The sequence below is a fragment of the Nocardiopsis moroccensis genome, assembly GCF_055763695.1.
In genome coordinates, this window is sequence record NZ_CP199747.1 from 3011025 (window position 1) to 3028825 (window position 17801).

Genomic DNA, 17801 nt, shown 5'->3' on the forward strand with positions numbered 1-17801 from the left:
CGGCCCGCTGGGCCCGGCCGCCTCGCGTGGGGGCGCTCCGTTGCCGGGAGCGCCCCCACGCCGCGATATCAGTCCTGGTAGAGGGCGTTCAACTGGTCGGCATAGCGGTCCGCCACCACGCGGCGGCGGAGTTTGAGAGAGGGGGTCAGCTCACCGGTGTCCGGCCCCCACTCCCCGGTCAGCACCCGGTACCGCTTGACCTGTTCGGCCCGACTGAGGCGGGCGTTGGCGGTCTGGACGGCGCGGTCGACCTCGGCGAGGACCTCCGGATGCTCGGCCAGTTCCTCCCCCTGCGCCCCGATGCCCTGGGACGAGGCCCACAGCGGGGTCAGTTCGGGGTCGAGTACGAGGAGCGCCACCAGGTAGGGCCGGTGGTCGCCGTGTGCGAAGGCCTGCCCGACCAGCGGGTGCTCCTTGAGGGTGTTCTCCACCAGGGCCGGTGAGATGTTCTTGCCGCCGGAGGTGACGATGAGTTCCTTCTTGCGGTCGGTGATCCACAGAAAGCCGTCCTCGTCGACCCGGCCGACGTCGCCGGTGGCGAACCAACCCTCGGCGTCGGTGTCGGGGCGTACCGACCCGTCCGGCTGGAGGTAGCCGTCGAAGAGGGTGTCGCCGCGCAGGAACACCTCGCCGTCCTCGCCCAGCCGCATCTGGACGCCCTCGATGGGTCGGCCCACCGAGCCGAGCCGGAAGCTCCCGGTTCCGGGCACGTTCATGGTGGCCACGCCCACGGACTCGGTGAGGCCCCAGGCGTCCATGACGACGATGCCGAGGGAGGCCCAGAAGCGGACCACGTCCAGGGGCATGGGTGCCGAGGCGCTGGAGGGCAGGACCACGCGGTCCAGGCCCAGTTTGGCGAGGAGGGGTTCGAGGACGGCGGAGCGGGCGTCCTGGTAGCGCCGTTCGAGGTCGGCGGGGACCTCGCCGTCGCGTTCGAGGTGTTCGACGTAGGCGGTGGCGACCGCCCGGGCCCGGTCGACGGCCTGGCGCTGTTCCCCGGGCAGGCCGGCCAGTACCGCCTGGACCGCCCCGGCGAACTTCTCCCACACCCGGGGCACACCGAGGAAGTGCGGGGGACGCACCTGCGGCAGGACCCCGGCCACCGCGGTGGGGTCGGCACACATCCACACGTGGGAGACGCGCACCAGCGGCATGTACAGGCCCAGCAGCCGTTCGGCGATGTGGGCCAGGGGCAGGTAGCAGACGTGGACGGGGTCCTCGGGTACCTCGATGGCCCGGTCCAGGGCGTTGGCCTGGGCGAGGACGCTGCGGTGGGAGATGGCCACGCCCTTGGGGTTCCCGGTGGTGCCGGAGGTGTAGACGACGGTGGCGAGGGAGTCGGGGGTGAGGTCGCGCCACCGGTCGGCGGCGCCCGCGGGGACGGTTGCGGCGAGGGCGGCGTAGGGGGTGTGGCCGCGCTCGGGGTCGGCGCCCTCGACCACGACGAGGCGTTCCAGGGGTGTGTCGGGGTCCTTGAGGAGGGTCTCCCAGTGGGTGGCGGTCTCGGCGTTTTCGACCACGGCCAGGCGGGCGCGGCTGTGCCGGGCGATGTGGGTGACCTGTTCGGGCGCGGAGGTGGAGTAGACGGTGCTGGGGACGGCGCCGGCGTGCACCAGGGCCAGGTCGGAGAGCCAGTGTTCGGGCCGGTTGCCCATCATGATGAGGGCGTGGTCGCCGGGGTGGACGCCGAGGGCGGCGTACCCCTCGGTGAGGGTGGAGACGGTTTCGTGGACCCGGGCCCAGGTGAGGGTGGTCCAGTCGGTGGCCCCGGGTTCACGCCAGGACAGGGCCGGACGGTCGGGGTACTCCCGGGCGTTGCGCAGGAGGAGTTCGGGAAGGGTGCGGTGCGTGGGGGCGTCCGCGGTGCCGGGTACGGAGGTCATGGGTTCTCCTGAACGGCTTCCTCGAAGATGTGATCTAGGACACACGAGAGCCTAGCCATTCGAGAGCCCCGGGAAAAGCGTTCGCATTTTCCAGACCACCGGAAAAGAGCCCTTGAGCCCCATGGGCCCCACAAGGCATAAACAGGGCGAGAAATCCTTGGTGATGACTCCCCCGGTCGCCCCGACCTCCCCGGCCGCGCCAAAACGTTCCTGGTCGAGCGTCGAGACGCGGCTTCCGACCCGGGGGGAGCTCGACCCGGGCACGGGATCCGCGGACCCGGGAGCGGGCCCCGGTTCGTTCGGCACGGGGACTCCGGACTCGGGCGAGAACGCTTTCCCCGGGCGGATCAGGGGAAAGAATGCGACAACACCCCTTTTCCGGCGCGGAACCACCGGATTCCCCTACTGCCGCGTCACCCTCGCGCGCGAAGGCCCCCGACGCCTGGACAGTTCGGAAACCGGAGTGCTACCCATGAGTAACACCTGTGGGTAACCGCCGGTAACACCCCAGTCCGACCTGCCAAGGAGCCACCCCCATGCCCGACTTCTCCCTCCAGTTGCCCGAAGAGATCAGCGACGTCCGGGACTGGACCCACGGGTTCGCCAAGGACGTCATCCGCCCCGCCGGGGCCGAGTGGGACGAGCGCGAGGAGACCCCCTGGCCGATCATCCAGGAGGCCGCCAAGATCGGGCTGTACTCGCTCGACTTCTTCGCCACCCAGGCCTTCGAGGAGAGCGGCCTGGGCATGTCGGTGGCCATCGAGGAACTGTTCTGGGGCGACTCCGGCATCGGCCTGTCCATCATGGGCACCGGCCTGGCCGCCGCGTCACTGAGCAAGACCGGCACCCCCGAGCAGGTCGGTGAGTGGGCGCCGCAGATGTTCGGCACCGCCGACGACGTCAAACTCGCCGCGTTCTGCGCCTCCGAGCCCAACGCCGGCTCCGACGTCTCCGCGATCAGGACCCGCGCCGTCTACGACCAGGCCAAGGACCAGTGGGTCCTCAACGGCGTCAAGACCTGGGCCACCAACGGCGGCATCGCCAACGTCCACGTGGTCATCGCCGCGGTCGAACCGGAACTGGGCTCCCGCGGCCAGGCCTCCTTCGTCATCCCGCCGAACACCCCGGGGCTGTCCCAGGGGCAGAAGTTCGCCAAGCACGGCATCCGCGCCTCGCACACCGCCGAGGTCGTCCTGGACGACGCCCGCGTCCCCGGCTCCTGCCTGCTGGGCGGCAAGGACAAACTCGACGAACGCCTCGCCCGCGCCCGCGAGGGCAAACGCTCCAAGGGCCAGGCCGCCATGAAGACCTTCGAGGCGACCCGGCCCACGGTCGGCGCGATGGCGGTCGGCTGCGCCCGGGCCGCCTACGAGTACGCCCGTGACTACTCCACCCAGCGCGAGCAGTTCGGCAAGCCCATCGGTGACAACCAGGGCGTGGCCTTCCTGCTCGCCGACATGGCCACCCGCATCGACGCCGCCCGCCTGCTCGTGTGGCGCGCCGCCTGGATGGCCCGCAACGGCAAGGACTTCAACAACGCCGAAGGCTCCATGAGCAAACTGTTCGCCTCCGAGACCGCCACCTTCGTCACCCAGAACGCCCTGCGCATCCTCGGCGGCAACGGCTACACCCGCGAGTACCCCGTCGAGCGCTGGCACCGCGACGCCACCATCTACACGATCTTCGAGGGCGCCAGCGAGATCCAAAAACTCATCATCGGCCGCACCGTCACCGGCCTGCCCGTCCGGTAACACCCTGCCGTGACGCCCGGGACGGTCGCCGGACCGGCCCCCTCGGGCCCTGCCCCGCCCCACTGGGGACGGGGCGGGGCCTCCCCGTGCCCGCGCCCGCCGCGATGGGTGAGGGCACGGGTGAGCGGGTAGGCGCGGGGCAAGGAGGTGAGGCCGGTGTTCGAGCTGCCCGCGTTCGGCCCGCTGATCGCCGTGGCCGTACCCATCGCCGTCATCTTCCTGGTGCTGGGGATCTTCTGGATCGTCCAACGCCAGGCGGAGAAGGCCGTCCGTTCACCCGACTACTGGGACGAGGTACCCGACGGGAAGAGGTACCCGACCGGCTGGGGCGAGGAGCCCGACCCGACGGAGCCCGTCCCCGACGAACCCGACGAGGGCTCCGAGCGCAAGCCCCGGGAGGGGCGCGCCCCGGGGGACGAGGGGGACGCCTCCGAACGGTAGGGGCCGGGGCCGTTCAGGCGGCGCGGACGACGGTGGTGGCCTCCGCGCGGCGAACGGCCCGCGCCCCGGCCCCGTGGCTTTCGGCCACCGCGAACCCGCTGCGGGGAACCCGCTCCGCCGGGCGGAGGGGCGGCCAGGAGGTTTCGAAGCGTCTGCCGGGGCAGTCCGTGAGGAGAACGGGTTCGGCCCTCGACACCACGGAGGCGAACGGTATGGCGGATGGCAGGGACCGGGGAGACGACCGGTCGACGCCGGACTCCCACATGTCCGGCGGTCAACACACCTTGGGCGGAGCCCACATGAGCGGCGGCGCCCACATGAGCGGCGGACGGCACATGACCGGCAGGGGTCCCCTGTCCGGCCGGAAGGACGAGAGCGACACCCCCGGGACCTCGACCGACGCCACCGGTCTCGTCCCGACCGAGAGGGCGTCACAGGTCCCGCGGAACCCGGAGACGCCGGTGTCCGGCGGCGAGAGCGGCGAGGAGCCCCAGGCTCCCCCCGCCGGACGGGCCGTCGAGGGGCCCGAGGCCGAACCAGCGGACCTGACGGCGACCTCCGGCGGCAGGAGACCGCTGTGGCCGGTGGCGGCCGTGGTGGTGGCCCTGGCGTTCGGGTTCCTCATCGGTTACGCCGTCTTCGGCTGACCGCGCGGTCCGCGGTCCGTTCGACGGGCCCGGTCGGAGTCAGTCCTTGGAGGCGGTGGCGCCCCACCAGATGTTGACGTCGGAGTCGACCGCCCACCGGTCGATCTCGCGCAGCTCCTCGTCGGAGAACCCCGCCGAGTCCACCGCCCCCAGGTTCTGTTCCAGCTGCTCCACGCTGGAAGCCCCGATCAGCGCGGTGGTGACGGTGCGCGGCCCCTGATCGCGCAACACCCAGGAGATCGCCATCTGTGCCAGGGTCTGGCCGCGTTCGGCCGCGATCCGATCGAGCGCGCGGGCCCGCCCCAGCACCTCGTCGGTGAGCATGTTCCCCCGCCAGCTGGGCCGCCCCACCCCGGCACGGGAGTCCGCGGGCACCGACCCGTCCAGGTAGCGGGAGGTCAGCAGCCCCTGCGCCAGGGGCGAGAACGCGACCACGCCCATGCCCTCGTCCGCGGCCACGTCCAGCAGGCCGTCCTCCACCCAGCGGTTGAGCATCGAGTACGAGGGCTGGTGCACGACCAGGGGCGTGCCCAGGTCGCGCATGATCGCCGCCGCCCTGCGGGTCAGCGACGGCCCGTAGGAGGAGATGCCCGCGTACACGGCCCTCCCGGACACCACCGCGTGGTGGAGGGCCGTCATGGTCTCCTCCAACGGGGTGTCCGGGTCGGGCCGGTGGCTGTAGAAGACGTCGACGTGGTCGAGGCCCATCCGGTCCAGGGAGCGGTCGAGCGAGGACAGCAGGTACTTGCGCGAACCGCCCTGCTGGTGCGGCCCAGGCCCCATCACCCAGCCGGCCTTGGTGGTGATCACCAGCTCGTCCCGGTAGGGGCCGAAGTCCCGCGCCAGGATCCGGCCGAGGTTCTCCTCCGCGCTGCCCGGCGGCGGACCGTAGTTGTTGGCCAGGTCGAAGTGGAAGACACCCAGGTCGAAGGCGCGGCGCAGGATCCGGCGCTGCCCCTCCAGGTCCCGGTCGCCGCCGAAGTTCTGCCACAGACCCAACGACAGCCTCGGCAGCCTCAACCCGCTCCTGCCGCAGCTCCGGTACTCCAAAGAGTCGTACCGCGCCTCGTCCGCCACGTACGTGCCCAACGTCCGCTCCCCTTCCCAGCCGTGCCGCTACTCGTCGACGGTGAGTTCGCCCATGCGGTCCCAGCCCTCGCCCTCGACCACCCGGCTGACGATCAGCGGGGTCTCCTTCAGCAGCGGCTTCATGGACGCCAGGCCGGCCCTGAAGTGGTCGCTGTTGACGTGGGCCTCACCGGCACCGTCCCTGAACGCCTCGACGAGCACGAACTCGTCGTCGCGCTCGACGCTGCGGGACCACTCGAACCACAGGTTCCCGGGTTCCGCGCGGGTCGCCGCGGTGAAGTCGGCGACCTCGTCGAGGAAGCTGTCCACGGCCTCGGGCTTCACCCGGTACTTGACGACGATCAGGATCATCCCGGATCTCCTTCGTGTTGTGCCACGGGGCACGCGGTCGTGCCGTGCCCCACGGATCACCACTCTTGCAGAGCGCGCACGCGCGGAACCCCGACGGAGCCGGTGACGGGGTGTTCCGTCGCTCACGCAGGGGCCGGTCAGGCCCCGCCGAGGGCGGCGCCGGGCACGCGGGTGGCGCGCCACTGCCCGTCCTCGCCCTCCCGTACCTCCAGGGCACCGGGGGCCTCCTCGGGGTGGAGCAGTTCGACGCTGGCGATGAGGGTCTCGCCGTCCAGGTCGGTGCTGACGGTGACCTCGCCGACCTCGAAGCCCTCCGCGTCCTGCGCGCCGGGCAGTTCGGCGAGGTAGTCGGGGAAGGCGGACGCACAGTCCTGGGCGTCCTCGCTCTGGTCGGTGATCGCGGACTGGGCGCCCTCGTCGGTGAAGGCGCAGCCCGCCTCGCCGTCTCCGGCCACGAGGGCCGCCACGAACCCCTCCGCCACGGTCCGGGCCGACTCGGCGGCCTCGGCCTCGGCCTCGGCGGACACGTCCGACTCTTCCGCGGCCGACCCGCCGGCGGTGTCGTCGGCGGGCGCCTCCTCCCCGCCTTCGCAGGCCGTGAGGGCGAGGGTCAGGAACAGGGAACACAGGATGGTGCGTCGCATGGGGCTGCCTTCCGGGAGCGGGTGGGGTCGATCAGCGGCGGACGTCCGCACCGCACTATTGTTACCGCATTCACCCGATTGATGACCATGGGTACCCGTACCTGGCACGTACACACAGCCCTGACCAGGCAGGGGCGCCCGACCGGAGCGGCGGTACGGGTGCGTGCGGGCCGGTCCCGCGCGCACCGGCCCGCCGGCCCCGGCCCCCTCACCGGGGCCGGGGCTTGTCCGCGGGGGCGACCTCTGATGTCATGGATGCGGGTGACCGGCATCACGGCATCCATTGGCGCACAGAGCACGCGCGGGCGTGCTTGGGAAATTCGGTGCACGCGCGGGTGTGCCTGAGGAATCGGTGCACGCGCGGGCGTGCGTCGGGGACTCGGTGCACGCGTAGACGTGGCCGAGCGGTTCCGCTGTGCGTCCGCGCCGGAGGTGACATGTCGTACCGACTTCGGGCCGAACCCCGGGGCGCCCCCGCCACCGTCCTGCCCCCGGCGCTGGGGGCCCGGCTCCGCCCCCTGGTCCCACACCTGACCGAGGAGGCCGTGGACGGGATCCGCCGACGGGCCGAGGCCCACTCCCACCCCCTGGACCCGGCGCACACCGAGACGATCAGGCAGGCGATCGGCACCGCCGTGCACGCCTTCCTGGACCGGCTCGGGGACGGCCCCGCCTCGGAGCGCTCCGACACCGTCACGGAGACCTTCCGCGCGTTCGGGGCGGGCGAGGCCCGACAGGGGCGCACCCTGGAGTGCCTGCACACGGGCATGCGCACGTCGGTGGCTGCGGCGTGGCGGCGGCTGGCGCGGGCCGAGTCGATCGACCGGGACCAGATGGCCGCCCTGGGCGAGGCGATCTTCGCGTTCCAGGAGGAGATCTCGACGGCGGCCGCCGAGGGCCACGCCCAGGTGCGCGGCGTCGGGGTGGAGGCGCTGCGGCGCAGACGGTCCCGTTTGCTGGAGGTACTGCTGGCCGAGTCCGGAACGGAGCCGGACCCGCGGGCGCTGTCCACCCTGGCCCGCGCGGCCCGGTGGCGGGTGCCCGAACGGGTGGCGGTGGCCCTGCTGCCCCGGGAGGACTCGGTGGAGGGGGCTGCGCCGGTGCTGCCCTCGGACGTGTTGGCGGACCTGGACCGGTTGGAGCCGTGTGCCCTGGTACCCGATCCGGAGGGGCCCGGTCGGCTGCGCTCCCTGGAGCGCTCGCTGCGGGGGTCCCCTGCGGTACTGGGGCCGACGGTGCCGCTGGAGCGGGCCCCGGTGTCGCTGTCCCGGGCCCGGGAACTGGCGGAGCTGGTACGCGCCGGGGTGGTGTCGGGCCGGGGGGTGTTGCGGTGGAACGACCACCTGCCGGAGCTGCTGCTGTCCCGGGACACGGAGCTGGTGGCGGAGATGGCCCGGTCCCGGCTGGCCCCGTTGGAGGGTATGCGGGCGCCGCAGCGGGAGCGGATGGCCGACACCCTCCTGGCCTGGCTGGCGTCGGGCTCCAACGCCAACGAGGCGGCCGAGCGGCTGCGGATCCACCCGCAGACCGTGCGGTACCGGATGCGGCAGCTCGAAGAGCTGTTCGGGGCGCGTCTGCGGGAGCCGGGTGCGCGGTTCGAGCTGGAACTGGTGCTGCGGGCGCGCAGGCTCCTCGGACCCTCGCTGAACGAATGACATACCGAACGGTCGGGATGTTCCCCGCACACCGGTGCGCGGGGAACATCCACGGCCTCCGGGTCAGCCCCGGGGCGCCAGTGCGCGGATCACCGCGGCCGGATCCTGACCGGGCGGGCCGATCGGGGCGATCATCGGGGTGCTCACCCCCGCCTGCGCGTAGGCCTCGATCCGCTCCCTGCAGTACTCCGCTGGGCCGTGCACGATGAGATCGTCCACGACGGAGTCCGGGATCGCGGCCAGCGCGCCCTTGCGGTCACCGTCGTCCCACGCCTTCCACATGGGACCGAGCTCCTCCCTGCCCAGCCACTCGTGGAAGGCCCGGTAGACGGGCACGTTCAGGTAGGCCGAGATCGCCCACCGGCCGATCTCCCGGGCGGTGTCGGCGTCGGTGTCGGGAATGGCGAAGATCCGCGCGACGATCTCCTTGTCCTCGCCGAACTCGCGCACGATCGGGGCGACCGTGCGCACGTCCTCCGAGGACAGCCAGTTGATGATCGCGCCGTCACCCTCGCGCCCGGCGAGGCGCAGCATGCCCTGGCGCAGCGCGGCCACCAGGATGGGCGGCTGCTGTTCGGGCGCCGAACCCAGGGTGAACCCCTTCACGGAGAAGGTGTCGTAGTCGGCCTTGACCTTCTGTCCGGTCAGCGCCTCGCGAAGGAAGCGCACGGTGTCGCGGACCTTCTTGTAGGGCTCCTCGAAGGGGATGGAGTTCCAACGCTCGACGATGACGTTGGAGGAGGTGCCCACGCCCAGCGCGAAACGGCCCGGCGCGGCTGCGGCCATCGTGGCGGCGCTCATCGCCAGGGTCGCCGGGCCGCGTGTGTAGGCGGGCACGATCGCGGTGCCCAGGCGCAGCCGCGGCGCCCACACGCTGGCCAGGGCCAGCGGCGTGAACGCGTCGGTGCTGTTGGCCTCGGCGGACCAGGCGTCGGTGTAGCCGAGATCGGGCAGCGCCTCGAAGAGAGGACGCTGGTCGGCCAGGGGGATGCCCTCGAAGGGAACGGTGATGCCCCAGCGGTCGGTCATGGCGACTCCTGTCAGTGGACCGGTCTTACAAACCGAACCCGGTTCGTGTTCGGTATGGGCACGACGGTACCCGCCGCCGGGGTCACCGCAGAAGACCGAGTCCGCCCTACGCCGCCCCGCGCGCTCCCGGCACGACGTGTGCTGCACCCGACGCACGGGTCCCATGGGGCGTATGTTCGTAGGTACCCGGCCGTCCCGGCCGGTACGGACATCCACGAGAACGAAGGAGGCCATCGCCGTGGCCAAGCCACCCTCCCCCTACGACTTCCTGCCCGAGGTCGACGCGTTCACCGTCACCAGCGACGACGTGGTGGACGGACAGACCCTGCCCAAGGCACAGGTCAGCGGAATCATGGGCGCCGGGGGCGAGGACGCCTCACCGCATCTGGCCTGGAGCGGGTTCCCCGAGGGGACCCGGAGCTTCGCCGTCACCTGCTTCGACCCGGACGCCCCGACCGCGAGCGGTTTCTGGCACTGGGCGGTCTGCGACATCCCCGTGGAGGTCACCGAGCTGGCGACCGACGCGGGCAACGGCTCCGGACTGCCGGAACAGGCCGTGACCCTGCGCAACGACGCCGGAAGCCACCGCTACATCGGTGCCGCGCCGCCCGCCGGGCACGGCCCGCACCGGTACTTCTTCGTGGTACACGCGGTGGACGTGGCGAGCCTGGGCGTGGACTCCTCCGCGAGCCCCGCCTTTCTCGGCTTCAACCTGTTCTCGCACACGCTCGGCCGGGCGATCATCACGCCCACGTACGAGCAGCGGTAACAGACCAGGTCGACCGCGGGGGCGGGCGGTGCGCTCGGCGCGCCGCCCGCCCTCCGCCCTTTCCCGCCCGGGCCGAGGGGACACGCGCCAGGGCGTGTTCGGTTCACCCGACAACCGCATTCGGCCATTCACAAGCCCCGGGGACCCACCCCCGTCTAGGCTCGGTCCATTCGCTCGGAACACGCCTGGAAGGGTTCGACCGGTGCCACAGCAGCCTTCGAGGAAACCGACCGTCGTGGTCACGACAGCGGGTTCCGCTCCGACGCCCGGAACCATCCTGCACCTACGTGAGCACGGTTTCCGAGTGGTGGCCACCGACGTGGACCCCGCCGCCCCGGGCCTCTACCTGGCCGACCGCGGTTACCTGGTGCCCCCGGGCGACAGCGATGCCTTCCTGCCCCGGATGCGCGCCCTGTGCGCCCAGGAGGGGTCCGTGGCCGTGGTTCCGCTGGTGGACGAGGAACTCGTCCCGGTGGGCGAACTCGCCGGGGACGGGGTGGCCGTACTGCTGCCCCGCCCGGACTTCGTCGTCGGCTGCCTGGACAAGTACGCCCTCATGCGACGGCTGGACGGGGCCGGGATCGGGGTGCCCCGCACCTGGCTCGCCTCGGAGTGGCCGACCGGCGCCACCGACCCCCCTTCCGGCGGTTTCGTCGTCAAACCCCGCAGCGGACGGGGCAGCCGCGGTGTCGTGACCGTCGGATCCGCACGCGACGTGGCCCGCGCGGTCGCCGAGAGCGGATACGCCGCCGACGAACTGATCGTGCAGGAACGCGTCACCGGCCCCGAGTACACGGTCTCGGTCGTGGTCTGGCGCGATGGCGAGGTGCAGGCGGTGGTGCCCAAGGAGGTCGTGCTCAAACAGGGGGTCACCAGGTACGCCGTCACCAGGCGCGACCACGGGGTCGTCCGCGTCTGCAGGGCGGTGCAGAGCGCCCTGCGCGCGGACGGGCCGTTCAACGTCCAACTGTGCCTGGACGGGCTGGGGCGCCCCAGAATCTTCGAGATCAACCCCCGGTTCTCCTCTACGGCGGCGCTCACCGCGGCCGCCGGGGTCGACGAGATCACCGGTCTGCTGCGGCAGGCCGTGTGCGGCGGGCCCCGGCTGGACGACGACTGGCGGGAGGGCGTGGCGATGGTGCGCCGGTGGACGGACGAGTTCCTGAGCGAGGAGCAGTTCGCCTCGCACGGGATCTCCCCCGCCCCGGCCCCCGCCCCCGACGGCGGGGAACCCGCCCCGCCGGGCGCGGCGACCGTCGGCGGACGGCCCCCGAGCGCCCCGGTGCGTGCACGGTGACCGGCCCGCACCCCCTCGCCTCGGCGGTGGCCGCGGCGGTCGTGGAGGTCGGTGGGCTGCTGCGCGAGTGGCGCCGGGACCCCAGGGCCCGCAGCGGCGTGTGGGAGGGCAGCCAGTTCAAGGCCGAGGCCGACGCGATGGCCCACCGGGCGCTCTCCCGGCGGCTGAGCGCGATCGACGGCCGGATCCCGGTGGTGAGCGAGGAGGACCCCGCGTCGCTGAGCCACCGGCGCCCGCCCCGGTACTGGCTGATCGACCCGATCGACGGAACCGCCAGCTACGTGCACGGGTTCGACGGGTACGTCACCCAGGCCGCCCTGGTCATCGGTGAGCACCCCGAGGTGGCGGCGGTCTTCGCACCCGAGAGCGAGGTCCTGTACACGGCCGTGCGCGGCCGGGGCGCCCGCCGGGACGGCCGCCCCCTGCCCGTACACCCGCCCACCCCGCCGGGGCACGGGGTGCTCACCGACAACACCCCCGAGCCCACGGGGATCGCCCGGCGCGTCTACGAGCGGTTCGGTTACGGCGAGTACCTGGAGAGCGGCAGCATCTCGTTGAAGCTGTGCAGGATCGCCGAGGGCCACGCCCACCTGTTCGTCAAGGACGTCCCGGTGCGTGACTGGGACGTGGCCGCGCCCGGTCTGGTCCTGGCGGAGACGGGTGGTCTGGTGACGCGTCTGGACGGTACCGGCTTCAGCTACCGGGGGGCCTTCGAGCACACCGGTCTGGTGGGTGCCGCCGACCCGTCGACATGTCGCACCGTGGCCCGGTGGGCAACGCTCTGAACTGCGAGGACAGGGCACCTCGGCGAGCTCGGAGCGGGCCGTTCGAACTGCCTTCGCGGTTCCCTTTCGCGCGCCGGGCACGGCGCGTATCGTGTGGTCACCAACTCGCGCCTTCGGGGGGTGGGAAGTGGAGACCCGACGTCTGCCGATGGACCGGATGCGAGCCTCGGACACCGATCGGGACCTGACGGTGGACCGCCTCGCGGTGGCCTTCTCCGAGGGCCGTCTGGACCATGAGGAGTACGAGCGCCGAGTGGGTACGGCGCTGAGCGCGGTCCTGCTCGGCGAGCTCCGCTCACTGACAGCGGACCTCCCGGGGGCCCGCGCGCCAATCCCCGTCCCACAGCCGAGGCCGCACCGCGAGCGCCGCACCGGGCCCGCGCCGCAGGGCCCGCTCGTGCCGTGGGAGGAGTGGGGCGAGGAGTGGCGGTGGTGGCTGGGCGTGGCCGGGCTTCTGACCGGGGTGTGGGCCGGCTCCAGTCTTCTGGGCGGTGAGTGGGTACCGTACTGGCCGCTGGTCCCCCTGGGGATCTGGGCGGCCGTACTGTTGGCCTCGGCCATCTGGCCCAGCGGGGAGGAACCGCCCTGACCGGGGCGCGCGGCCGGAACCGCCCCCCGCTCAGCCCACCGCGTGCAGCCAGCGCACGGGGGCGCCGTCACCCGCGTAGCGGAAGGGTTCGAGTTCCTCGTCCCAGGCGCGTCCGGTGAGCCGGTCGAGTTCGTCGGCCAGGTCGCGGCCGTCGGCGGCCGCGGCCATGGCGGCGCGCAGCCTGCCCTCGGGTACGAGGACCTCACCGGCGGCACTGGTGATGGCGGTGAACACGCCGAGGGTGGGCGTGTAGCTGTAACGCGTACCGTCACAGCCGGGCGACCCCTCCTCGGTCACCTCGAAGCGCAGGCGCTGCCATGCGTTCAACGCGGAGGCCACCGCCCCCGCGGTCCCCGGCTTCCCCTGCCAGTTGAGCTCGGCACGGTGGTGGCCGGGTGCCGCCGGTTGGGCGACCCAGTCTAGTTTCACGGGTACTCCAACAACACCCGCGACCGCCCACTCGACGTGTGGGCACAGCGCCGCGGGCGCGGAGTGGACGTACAAGACGCCACGTGCGGACACCGAACCTCCTGATACGAACGAGTGCGCTTCCCCGACGCCCTCGTACCACGAGAAGGTTGCATACCCGCCTGAATGCCTTTTGCCCCATTGTGCCCCAAGGGCACCCTGGGAACCATCTCGCACGCTGGTATTTTCCAGCGTTCCCACCGCGCCCGGAGCGCCCAGAGATTAGCGTGTGCCACAGGCGGCGACAGGGAGTTCGATCATAGTGGGGGCGGATGTGCCAGACCAGTCGCACGGAGACATCCACCCCCCGAAACCAACATCAGAAAACACCCATTCGCGCACTTCAGGGTATGTTTCCACCACTTTCTTGTCGGTTCCGGCCACAACCGGCCCCGAGCACGTCCCACGCTCCGACGCCGAACTGGTGCTGAGCGCCTGCCACGGGGACGCGGACGCGTGGGAGGCCATCGTCGACCGCCACCTGGGCATGGTGAACCGGATCGCCCGTTCCTACGGGCTCCCCCGGCAGGACCACGAGGACGCCGTCCAGACGGTCTGGCTCCGCCTCAACCAGAACCTGCCCCGGCTCCACTCCCCGCACCTGCTCGCCGCCTGGCTGAGCCGGGCGGCGCACACGGCCTGCGGCCGACAGCGGCAGCACCGGCGGCGCTTCCTCCCGGTCGACCCCCTGGCCCTGGCCGAGCACCTCCACCACCGGACCGACCCCGAACACGAGTACCTGCTCAAGGAGAGGCACGCCGAACTGCACCGGGCCATCGGAGAACTCACCGACCCGGTCGACCGCCGGGTCGCACGGCACTACCTCGACGACTCACCCGACACCCGCCCGCTCTCCCACCGGACCACCCCGAACCAGCGGCGACACCTGCTCCGCCAGCTCCGCCGCTCCCTCAGAGCAACCAGAGAACCGAACGAAAGGCGTGCGTGAACCGTGTGGAACGACCCGGACCCCACCGAGGACCGGAGCGGGCGGGCCGCCGCACTGGCCGCCTTCGACCGCTCCCTTGACCGTGCCCGTCAGGCCAGGACCATCAGCGACACGGCCCTGGCCCCCGGGCCGGCGGTCCACCGCGACCACCGTGGCGCCGCCCCGACCACCCTCCTGTTCGACCTGGGGGGCGTCCACCTGGACCTCCAGATCCACCGGCGCGGGGCCCACCACTCGCTCTCCGGCCTGGTCGGCGGCGAGTTCGACCACGTGGACGTGCACGTTCGCCGCTCCGGGAGCACGCTGCGCCTGTTCGTGGGGGTCGACGGCCGGTTCGAGGCCCACGACCTGGCGCCCGGCCCCCTGAGCCTGGCCGTGGAGATCCCCGGCCGCCCGCTCGCCGTCACCGACTGGTTCACCCTGTCGACCGCCGACGGGGGCCGCTGAACCGATCGCGGGAAACGGATACGGCCCGAATCCGGTTAGGTGCGCGCGCCAACCCCGGACCGATCACCCGCCTTCGCCCCGGTTCGCCCCGGTTCGCGGCCAACGGGTTGTCCACAGGCCCGGGGTGGCCACTCCCGCCGAACCGCGACCGCTGCTATCACTGGAGTCGACCGGCCCCACTGGCGAAAGGCAGCCGGACGTGCTCCCCAGCGCAGCGCCCGACCCCACGCCCGCGAACACCCTCCCGGACACCCGGGACCCGAGCACCGGACAGATCCTGCTGTCCCGGGTCACCCAGGGCGTCCGGCTGGCTCGGAACGGCCTCTTCGAGGAAACCGTCGCCCTCCTCGACGACACCCGGAAACGGCTGCACGGTCATCCCATCGCCGAACTCGCCCCCGTCCTACCGGGCCTTCTGGCCGACCTCGGGCTGGCCCAGACCCTGTGCGGCCGTTTCGGTCAGGCCGAGGAACACCTCAACGAGGCCCGCTCCCTGGCCGACGCACGCCGTCTCCCCCTGCTGGGTCTGGTGGCCGAGCACAACCTCGGCTGCCTGGACCTGTACCGGGGCGAGACCGCCACCGCCATCACCACCTTCCACGAACTCGTGCACCGGATGCCCGCAGACCGGCAGGAGGCCCTGCGCGTCGACCTGGCCGAGGCCCTGCTCTGCGAAGGGCTCGTGGAGGAGGCCGGGCGCACCCTCGCCGAGGCCCCGTGGCACGCGACCCGGGGCGGGGTCGCCCGCACCCTCGTGGAGGCCAAGCTGCGGCTCCTGGACGGCGACCACCGGGGCTCGCTCCACCTCACCCGGCAGGTCCGCGCGAGCGAGGGCCCGGGTTCCCTGTGGCACGGCATCACCACGCGGTTGGAGCGGGCCGCTCTCGGCGTCACCGACGACGGCTCCCCGGTTCTGCGCGCACAGGACACCCTGGCGTTGCGCGCCCCCTCCCTGCCGCGACCGTCCCGGGGACACGCGTCCGTGGGCCCCCGGGACGGGGGCCGGCCCCGGGAGGGGCTGTCGGGCGCGTACCGGGCCCTGGCCCGGCTCTCCAGGCTGGGAGCCCCGCCGCCCGGCCCCTGGCTCGGGAGCGCCGGTCGCGACCCCCACGTGGTGCGGGCCGGGTTGGAGAGCGCCCTGGCCACCGGGGACGCCGCGACCGCGCTCGAATGGGCGGAGCTGGGACGCACCTGGGCGGTCGGGCTGGTGCCGGGGCCGGGCACCGTCGGCGGCACCGCGCTCGGGGAGCTGACCGGGCGCTACCGCCGTGCGCTGTGCCGGGGCGGTAGCCCCGAGGCCGGCGCCTACGCCCGGCGGTGGGAGGCCGCCCGCTGGCGGGCGCTGCACCCGGGACGCCGGAACCGGTGGGCGGAGTCCCGGGAGCCGGCCCCGGGCCCGGTACTGGAACCGCTCCTGGCCACCCTGGAGGGCCGGGCGTTCATCCACTACACCACGGCGGGCAGGGAAGCCGTGGCACTGCTCGCGGTGGACGGCCGGGTGCACGCCCGGCACCTCGGCCCCCTCCTGACGGTCCGCCGCGCACTGGCCCGGTTCGCACACGAGAGGTCGGCACCGTCGGGGGGCACGGCCGCGGAACCGCACCGCTCGACCGCCACGCAGGCCTCCGACGCCCTGTTCCGGCCGTTGCTGCCCCTGGTCGGGGAACGCGCTGTGGTGGTGACCGGTGACCCTTACCTGAGCGACCTGCCATGGGGCCTGCTCCCGGCGCTGCGCGGTCGTCCGGTGCGGCTGGTGCCCACGGCCCGGTCCTGGGCGGAACGGCCGCCCGAACGGCGCGGCTGGGAGAGGGTGCTGCTGGCCTGCGGCCCCGAACCCGAACAGGCCCGCCTGGAGGTGGCAGCCCTGGCCGCGATCCATCCGGGGGCGCGGCTGCTGGAGCGGGCACACCGGGACCGGGTCCTGACCGAACTGGCCCGCACGGACCTGGCCCACCTGGCCGGGCACGGACAGGTGGGCGACCGCACGCCCATGCTCTCCCGGCTGGAGCTGCACGACGAGCCGTTGCTCGCCTGCGACCTGGCTTCCCTGCCCTCGGCCCCCGACCTGGTCACCCTGTCCTCCTGCTGGGGCGGCCACGGCTTCGGCGGGGCGGCCGGGCAGCCGCTCGGGTTCGTGGGCGCCCTGTTGGCCCGGGGCACCCGCACGGTGGTGGCCAGCCCGGTCCCGGTCGAGGACGCACGGACCGGAGCGGCCATGCTCGCCTTCCACCGAGCGATCGCCACGGGCACCGACGTGTCCGAGGCGGTGTCCGACCACCTCGGACACGTCGGTTTCTGCTGCTACGGCGCCTGAGGCAGGGGTGACCGCAGCGGGCGGTCACCCCGGCGCGCTACCAGCCGCGCTCACGCCACTCGGCCAGGTGGGGGCGCTCCGCGCCCAGGGTGGTGTCCTTGCCGTGCCCGGGGTAGACCCAGGTGTCGTCGGCCAGGGCACCGAAGACCCGCTCCGAGACGTCACCGAACAGGGTCTGGAAGTCCCCGTCGGACCAGGTCTTGCCGACCCCGCCCGGGAAGAGGCTGTCCCCGGTGAACAGGTGGGTCCGACCCCCGGGGTCGTCGTAGCGCAGGGCGATCGACCCGGGTGTGTGGCCGCGCAGATGGATGACGGTGAGTACGCAGTCCCCGACCGGGACGGTGCCGCCGTGGGTGACGGGCTCGTCCACCGAGACCGGCAGCTCCTCGGCGTCCTCGGGGTGGGCGACCGTACGGGCACCGGTCTGGCCGACGACCTCGGCCAGGGCCTGCCAGTGGTCCTGGTGGCGGTGGGTGGTGACCACACGGGCCAGCCCCTCCTCGCCGATCAGCTCCAGGATCCGGTCGGGTTCGGCCGCTGCGTCGATGAGGACCGCCTCACCCGTCCCCCGGCAACGGAGGAGGTAGGCGTTGTTGTCCATCGGGCCCACGGCCAGCTTGGTGATCGTCAGGTTCGATAGTTGGCGCAGGTCGGCCGGACCGCCGACCCTGGTATCTCCGGAGTAGCTCACCC

Annotated in this window: 18 protein-coding genes; 11 read left to right on the forward strand and 7 right to left on the reverse strand. The window is 72.7% G+C overall.

The genetic code is table 11. From position 1 onward, the window contains the following. Positions 1-68: 68 nt before the first annotated feature. Entirely contained in the window at positions 69-1883 is a 1815-nt protein-coding gene (locus tag ACUKCB_RS13410) for an AMP-dependent synthetase/ligase (protein ID WP_473040816.1), read from the reverse strand. Positions 1884-2419: 536 nt separating this feature from the next. On the opposite strand from ACUKCB_RS13410, the gene ACUKCB_RS13415 reads away from it, so the two are divergent. The 3 genes from ACUKCB_RS13415 (at position 2420) to ACUKCB_RS13425 (ending at position 4722) form a co-directional block, all read left to right on the forward strand. After that, complete coding sequence (locus ACUKCB_RS13415; protein ID WP_473040817.1) at positions 2420-3634, forward strand: acyl-CoA dehydrogenase family protein; 1215 nt, start codon at positions 2420-2422, stop codon at positions 3632-3634. 156 nt (positions 3635-3790) lie between these two features. After that, entirely contained in the window at positions 3791-4075 is a 285-nt protein-coding gene (locus ACUKCB_RS13420) for a hypothetical protein (RefSeq protein ID WP_473040818.1), read from the forward strand. 299 nt (positions 4076-4374) lie between these two features. Continuing rightward, the gene (locus tag ACUKCB_RS13425; protein ID WP_473040819.1) at positions 4375-4722 is read left to right on the forward strand and encodes a hypothetical protein; all 348 of its coding nucleotides are present in this window, start codon (positions 4375-4377) and stop codon (positions 4720-4722) included. 39 nt (positions 4723-4761) lie between these two features. Here the strand turns inward: ACUKCB_RS13425 and ACUKCB_RS13430 are convergent, their stop codons facing one another. From ACUKCB_RS13430 to ACUKCB_RS13440, 3 genes are all read right to left on the reverse strand, one after another. After that, the gene (locus tag ACUKCB_RS13430; protein WP_473040820.1) at positions 4762-5811 is read right to left on the reverse strand and encodes an aldo/keto reductase; all 1050 of its coding nucleotides are present in this window, start codon (positions 5809-5811) and stop codon (positions 4762-4764) included. 27 nt (positions 5812-5838) lie between these two features. After that, a complete protein-coding gene (locus tag ACUKCB_RS13435) occupies positions 5839-6162 on the reverse strand; it encodes a putative quinol monooxygenase (RefSeq protein WP_473040821.1) in 324 nt (107 codons plus the stop codon). A gap of 137 nt (positions 6163-6299) precedes the next feature. Continuing rightward, positions 6300-6806: a lumazine-binding domain protein gene (locus ACUKCB_RS13440; RefSeq protein ID WP_473040822.1), complete on the reverse strand. Its 507-nt coding sequence runs from the start codon at positions 6804-6806 to the stop codon at positions 6300-6302. A 437-nt stretch (positions 6807-7243) separates the two neighbouring features. Between ACUKCB_RS13440 and ACUKCB_RS13445 the strand changes: the two genes are divergently transcribed. After that, entirely contained in the window at positions 7244-8461 is a 1218-nt protein-coding gene (locus ACUKCB_RS13445) for a PucR family transcriptional regulator (protein WP_473040823.1), read from the forward strand. Between the two features lie 63 nt (positions 8462-8524). Here ACUKCB_RS13445 and ACUKCB_RS13450 read toward each other — a convergent pair whose 3' ends face one another. After that, the gene (locus ACUKCB_RS13450; protein ID WP_473040824.1) at positions 8525-9490 is read right to left on the reverse strand and encodes an LLM class F420-dependent oxidoreductase; all 966 of its coding nucleotides are present in this window, start codon (positions 9488-9490) and stop codon (positions 8525-8527) included. A gap of 238 nt (positions 9491-9728) precedes the next feature. On the opposite strand from ACUKCB_RS13450, the gene ACUKCB_RS13455 reads away from it, so the two are divergent. From ACUKCB_RS13455 to ACUKCB_RS13470, 4 genes are all read left to right on the forward strand, one after another. After that, positions 9729-10259, forward strand: a complete 531-nt coding sequence (locus tag ACUKCB_RS13455; protein ID WP_473040825.1) for a YbhB/YbcL family Raf kinase inhibitor-like protein — start codon at positions 9729-9731, stop codon at positions 10257-10259. Positions 10260-10494: 235 nt separating this feature from the next. Then, complete coding sequence (locus tag ACUKCB_RS13460) at positions 10495-11556, forward strand: ATP-grasp domain-containing protein (protein ID WP_473040826.1); 1062 nt, start codon at positions 10495-10497, stop codon at positions 11554-11556. After that, positions 11553-12341 (forward strand): 3'(2'),5'-bisphosphate nucleotidase CysQ family protein, encoded by a 789-nt coding sequence (locus ACUKCB_RS13465; protein WP_473040827.1) that lies wholly within the window; start codon positions 11553-11555, stop codon positions 12339-12341. The genes ACUKCB_RS13460 and ACUKCB_RS13465 overlap by 4 nt, the downstream gene beginning before the upstream one ends. A gap of 127 nt (positions 12342-12468) precedes the next feature. After that, positions 12469-12930, forward strand: coding sequence for a DUF1707 SHOCT-like domain-containing protein (locus ACUKCB_RS13470; RefSeq protein WP_473040828.1), 462 nt, complete (start codon positions 12469-12471; stop codon positions 12928-12930). 30 nt (positions 12931-12960) lie between these two features. Here ACUKCB_RS13470 and ACUKCB_RS13475 read toward each other — a convergent pair whose 3' ends face one another. Further along, positions 12961-13452 (reverse strand): DUF3145 domain-containing protein, encoded by a 492-nt coding sequence (locus ACUKCB_RS13475; RefSeq protein WP_473040829.1) that lies wholly within the window; start codon positions 13450-13452, stop codon positions 12961-12963. Between the two features lie 313 nt (positions 13453-13765). On the opposite strand from ACUKCB_RS13475, the gene ACUKCB_RS13480 reads away from it, so the two are divergent. From ACUKCB_RS13480 to ACUKCB_RS13490, 3 genes are all read left to right on the forward strand, one after another. After that, the gene (locus tag ACUKCB_RS13480) at positions 13766-14347 is read left to right on the forward strand and encodes an RNA polymerase sigma factor (protein WP_473040830.1); all 582 of its coding nucleotides are present in this window, start codon (positions 13766-13768) and stop codon (positions 14345-14347) included. 3 nt (positions 14348-14350) lie between these two features. Beyond that, a complete protein-coding gene (locus ACUKCB_RS13485) occupies positions 14351-14794 on the forward strand; it encodes a carboxypeptidase regulatory-like domain-containing protein (RefSeq protein WP_473040831.1) in 444 nt (147 codons plus the stop codon). A 199-nt stretch (positions 14795-14993) separates the two neighbouring features. Continuing rightward, a complete protein-coding gene (locus tag ACUKCB_RS13490) occupies positions 14994-17108 on the forward strand; it encodes a CHAT domain-containing protein (protein ID WP_473040832.1) in 2115 nt (704 codons plus the stop codon). 37 nt (positions 17109-17145) lie between these two features. Here ACUKCB_RS13490 and ACUKCB_RS13495 read toward each other — a convergent pair whose 3' ends face one another. After that, positions 17146-17799, reverse strand: a complete 654-nt coding sequence (locus tag ACUKCB_RS13495) for an MBL fold metallo-hydrolase (RefSeq protein WP_191273102.1) — start codon at positions 17797-17799, stop codon at positions 17146-17148. Between the last annotated feature and the right edge of the window lie 2 nt (positions 17800-17801).

What these genes read in the sequence shown, in the direction of transcription:
- ACUKCB_RS13415 (WP_473040817.1), top strand. Translation starts at nt 2,420, where the DNA reads ATGCCCGACTTCTCCCTCCAGTTGCCCGAAGAGATCAGCGACGTCCGG.
- ACUKCB_RS13450 (WP_473040824.1), bottom strand. Translation starts at nt 9,490, where the DNA reads ATGACCGACCGCTGGGGCATCACCGTTCCCTTCGAGGGCATCCCCCTG.
- ACUKCB_RS13445 (WP_473040823.1), top strand. Translation starts at nt 7,244, where the DNA reads ATGTCGTACCGACTTCGGGCCGAACCCCGGGGCGCCCCCGCCACCGTC.
- ACUKCB_RS13435 (WP_473040821.1), bottom strand. Translation starts at nt 6,162, where the DNA reads ATGATCCTGATCGTCGTCAAGTACCGGGTGAAGCCCGAGGCCGTGGAC.
- ACUKCB_RS13425 (WP_473040819.1), top strand. Translation starts at nt 4,375, where the DNA reads ATGAGCGGCGGCGCCCACATGAGCGGCGGACGGCACATGACCGGCAGG.
- ACUKCB_RS13410 (WP_473040816.1), bottom strand. Translation starts at nt 1,883, where the DNA reads ATGACCTCCGTACCCGGCACCGCGGACGCCCCCACGCACCGCACCCTT.
- ACUKCB_RS13440 (WP_473040822.1), bottom strand. Translation starts at nt 6,806, where the DNA reads ATGCGACGCACCATCCTGTGTTCCCTGTTCCTGACCCTCGCCCTCACG.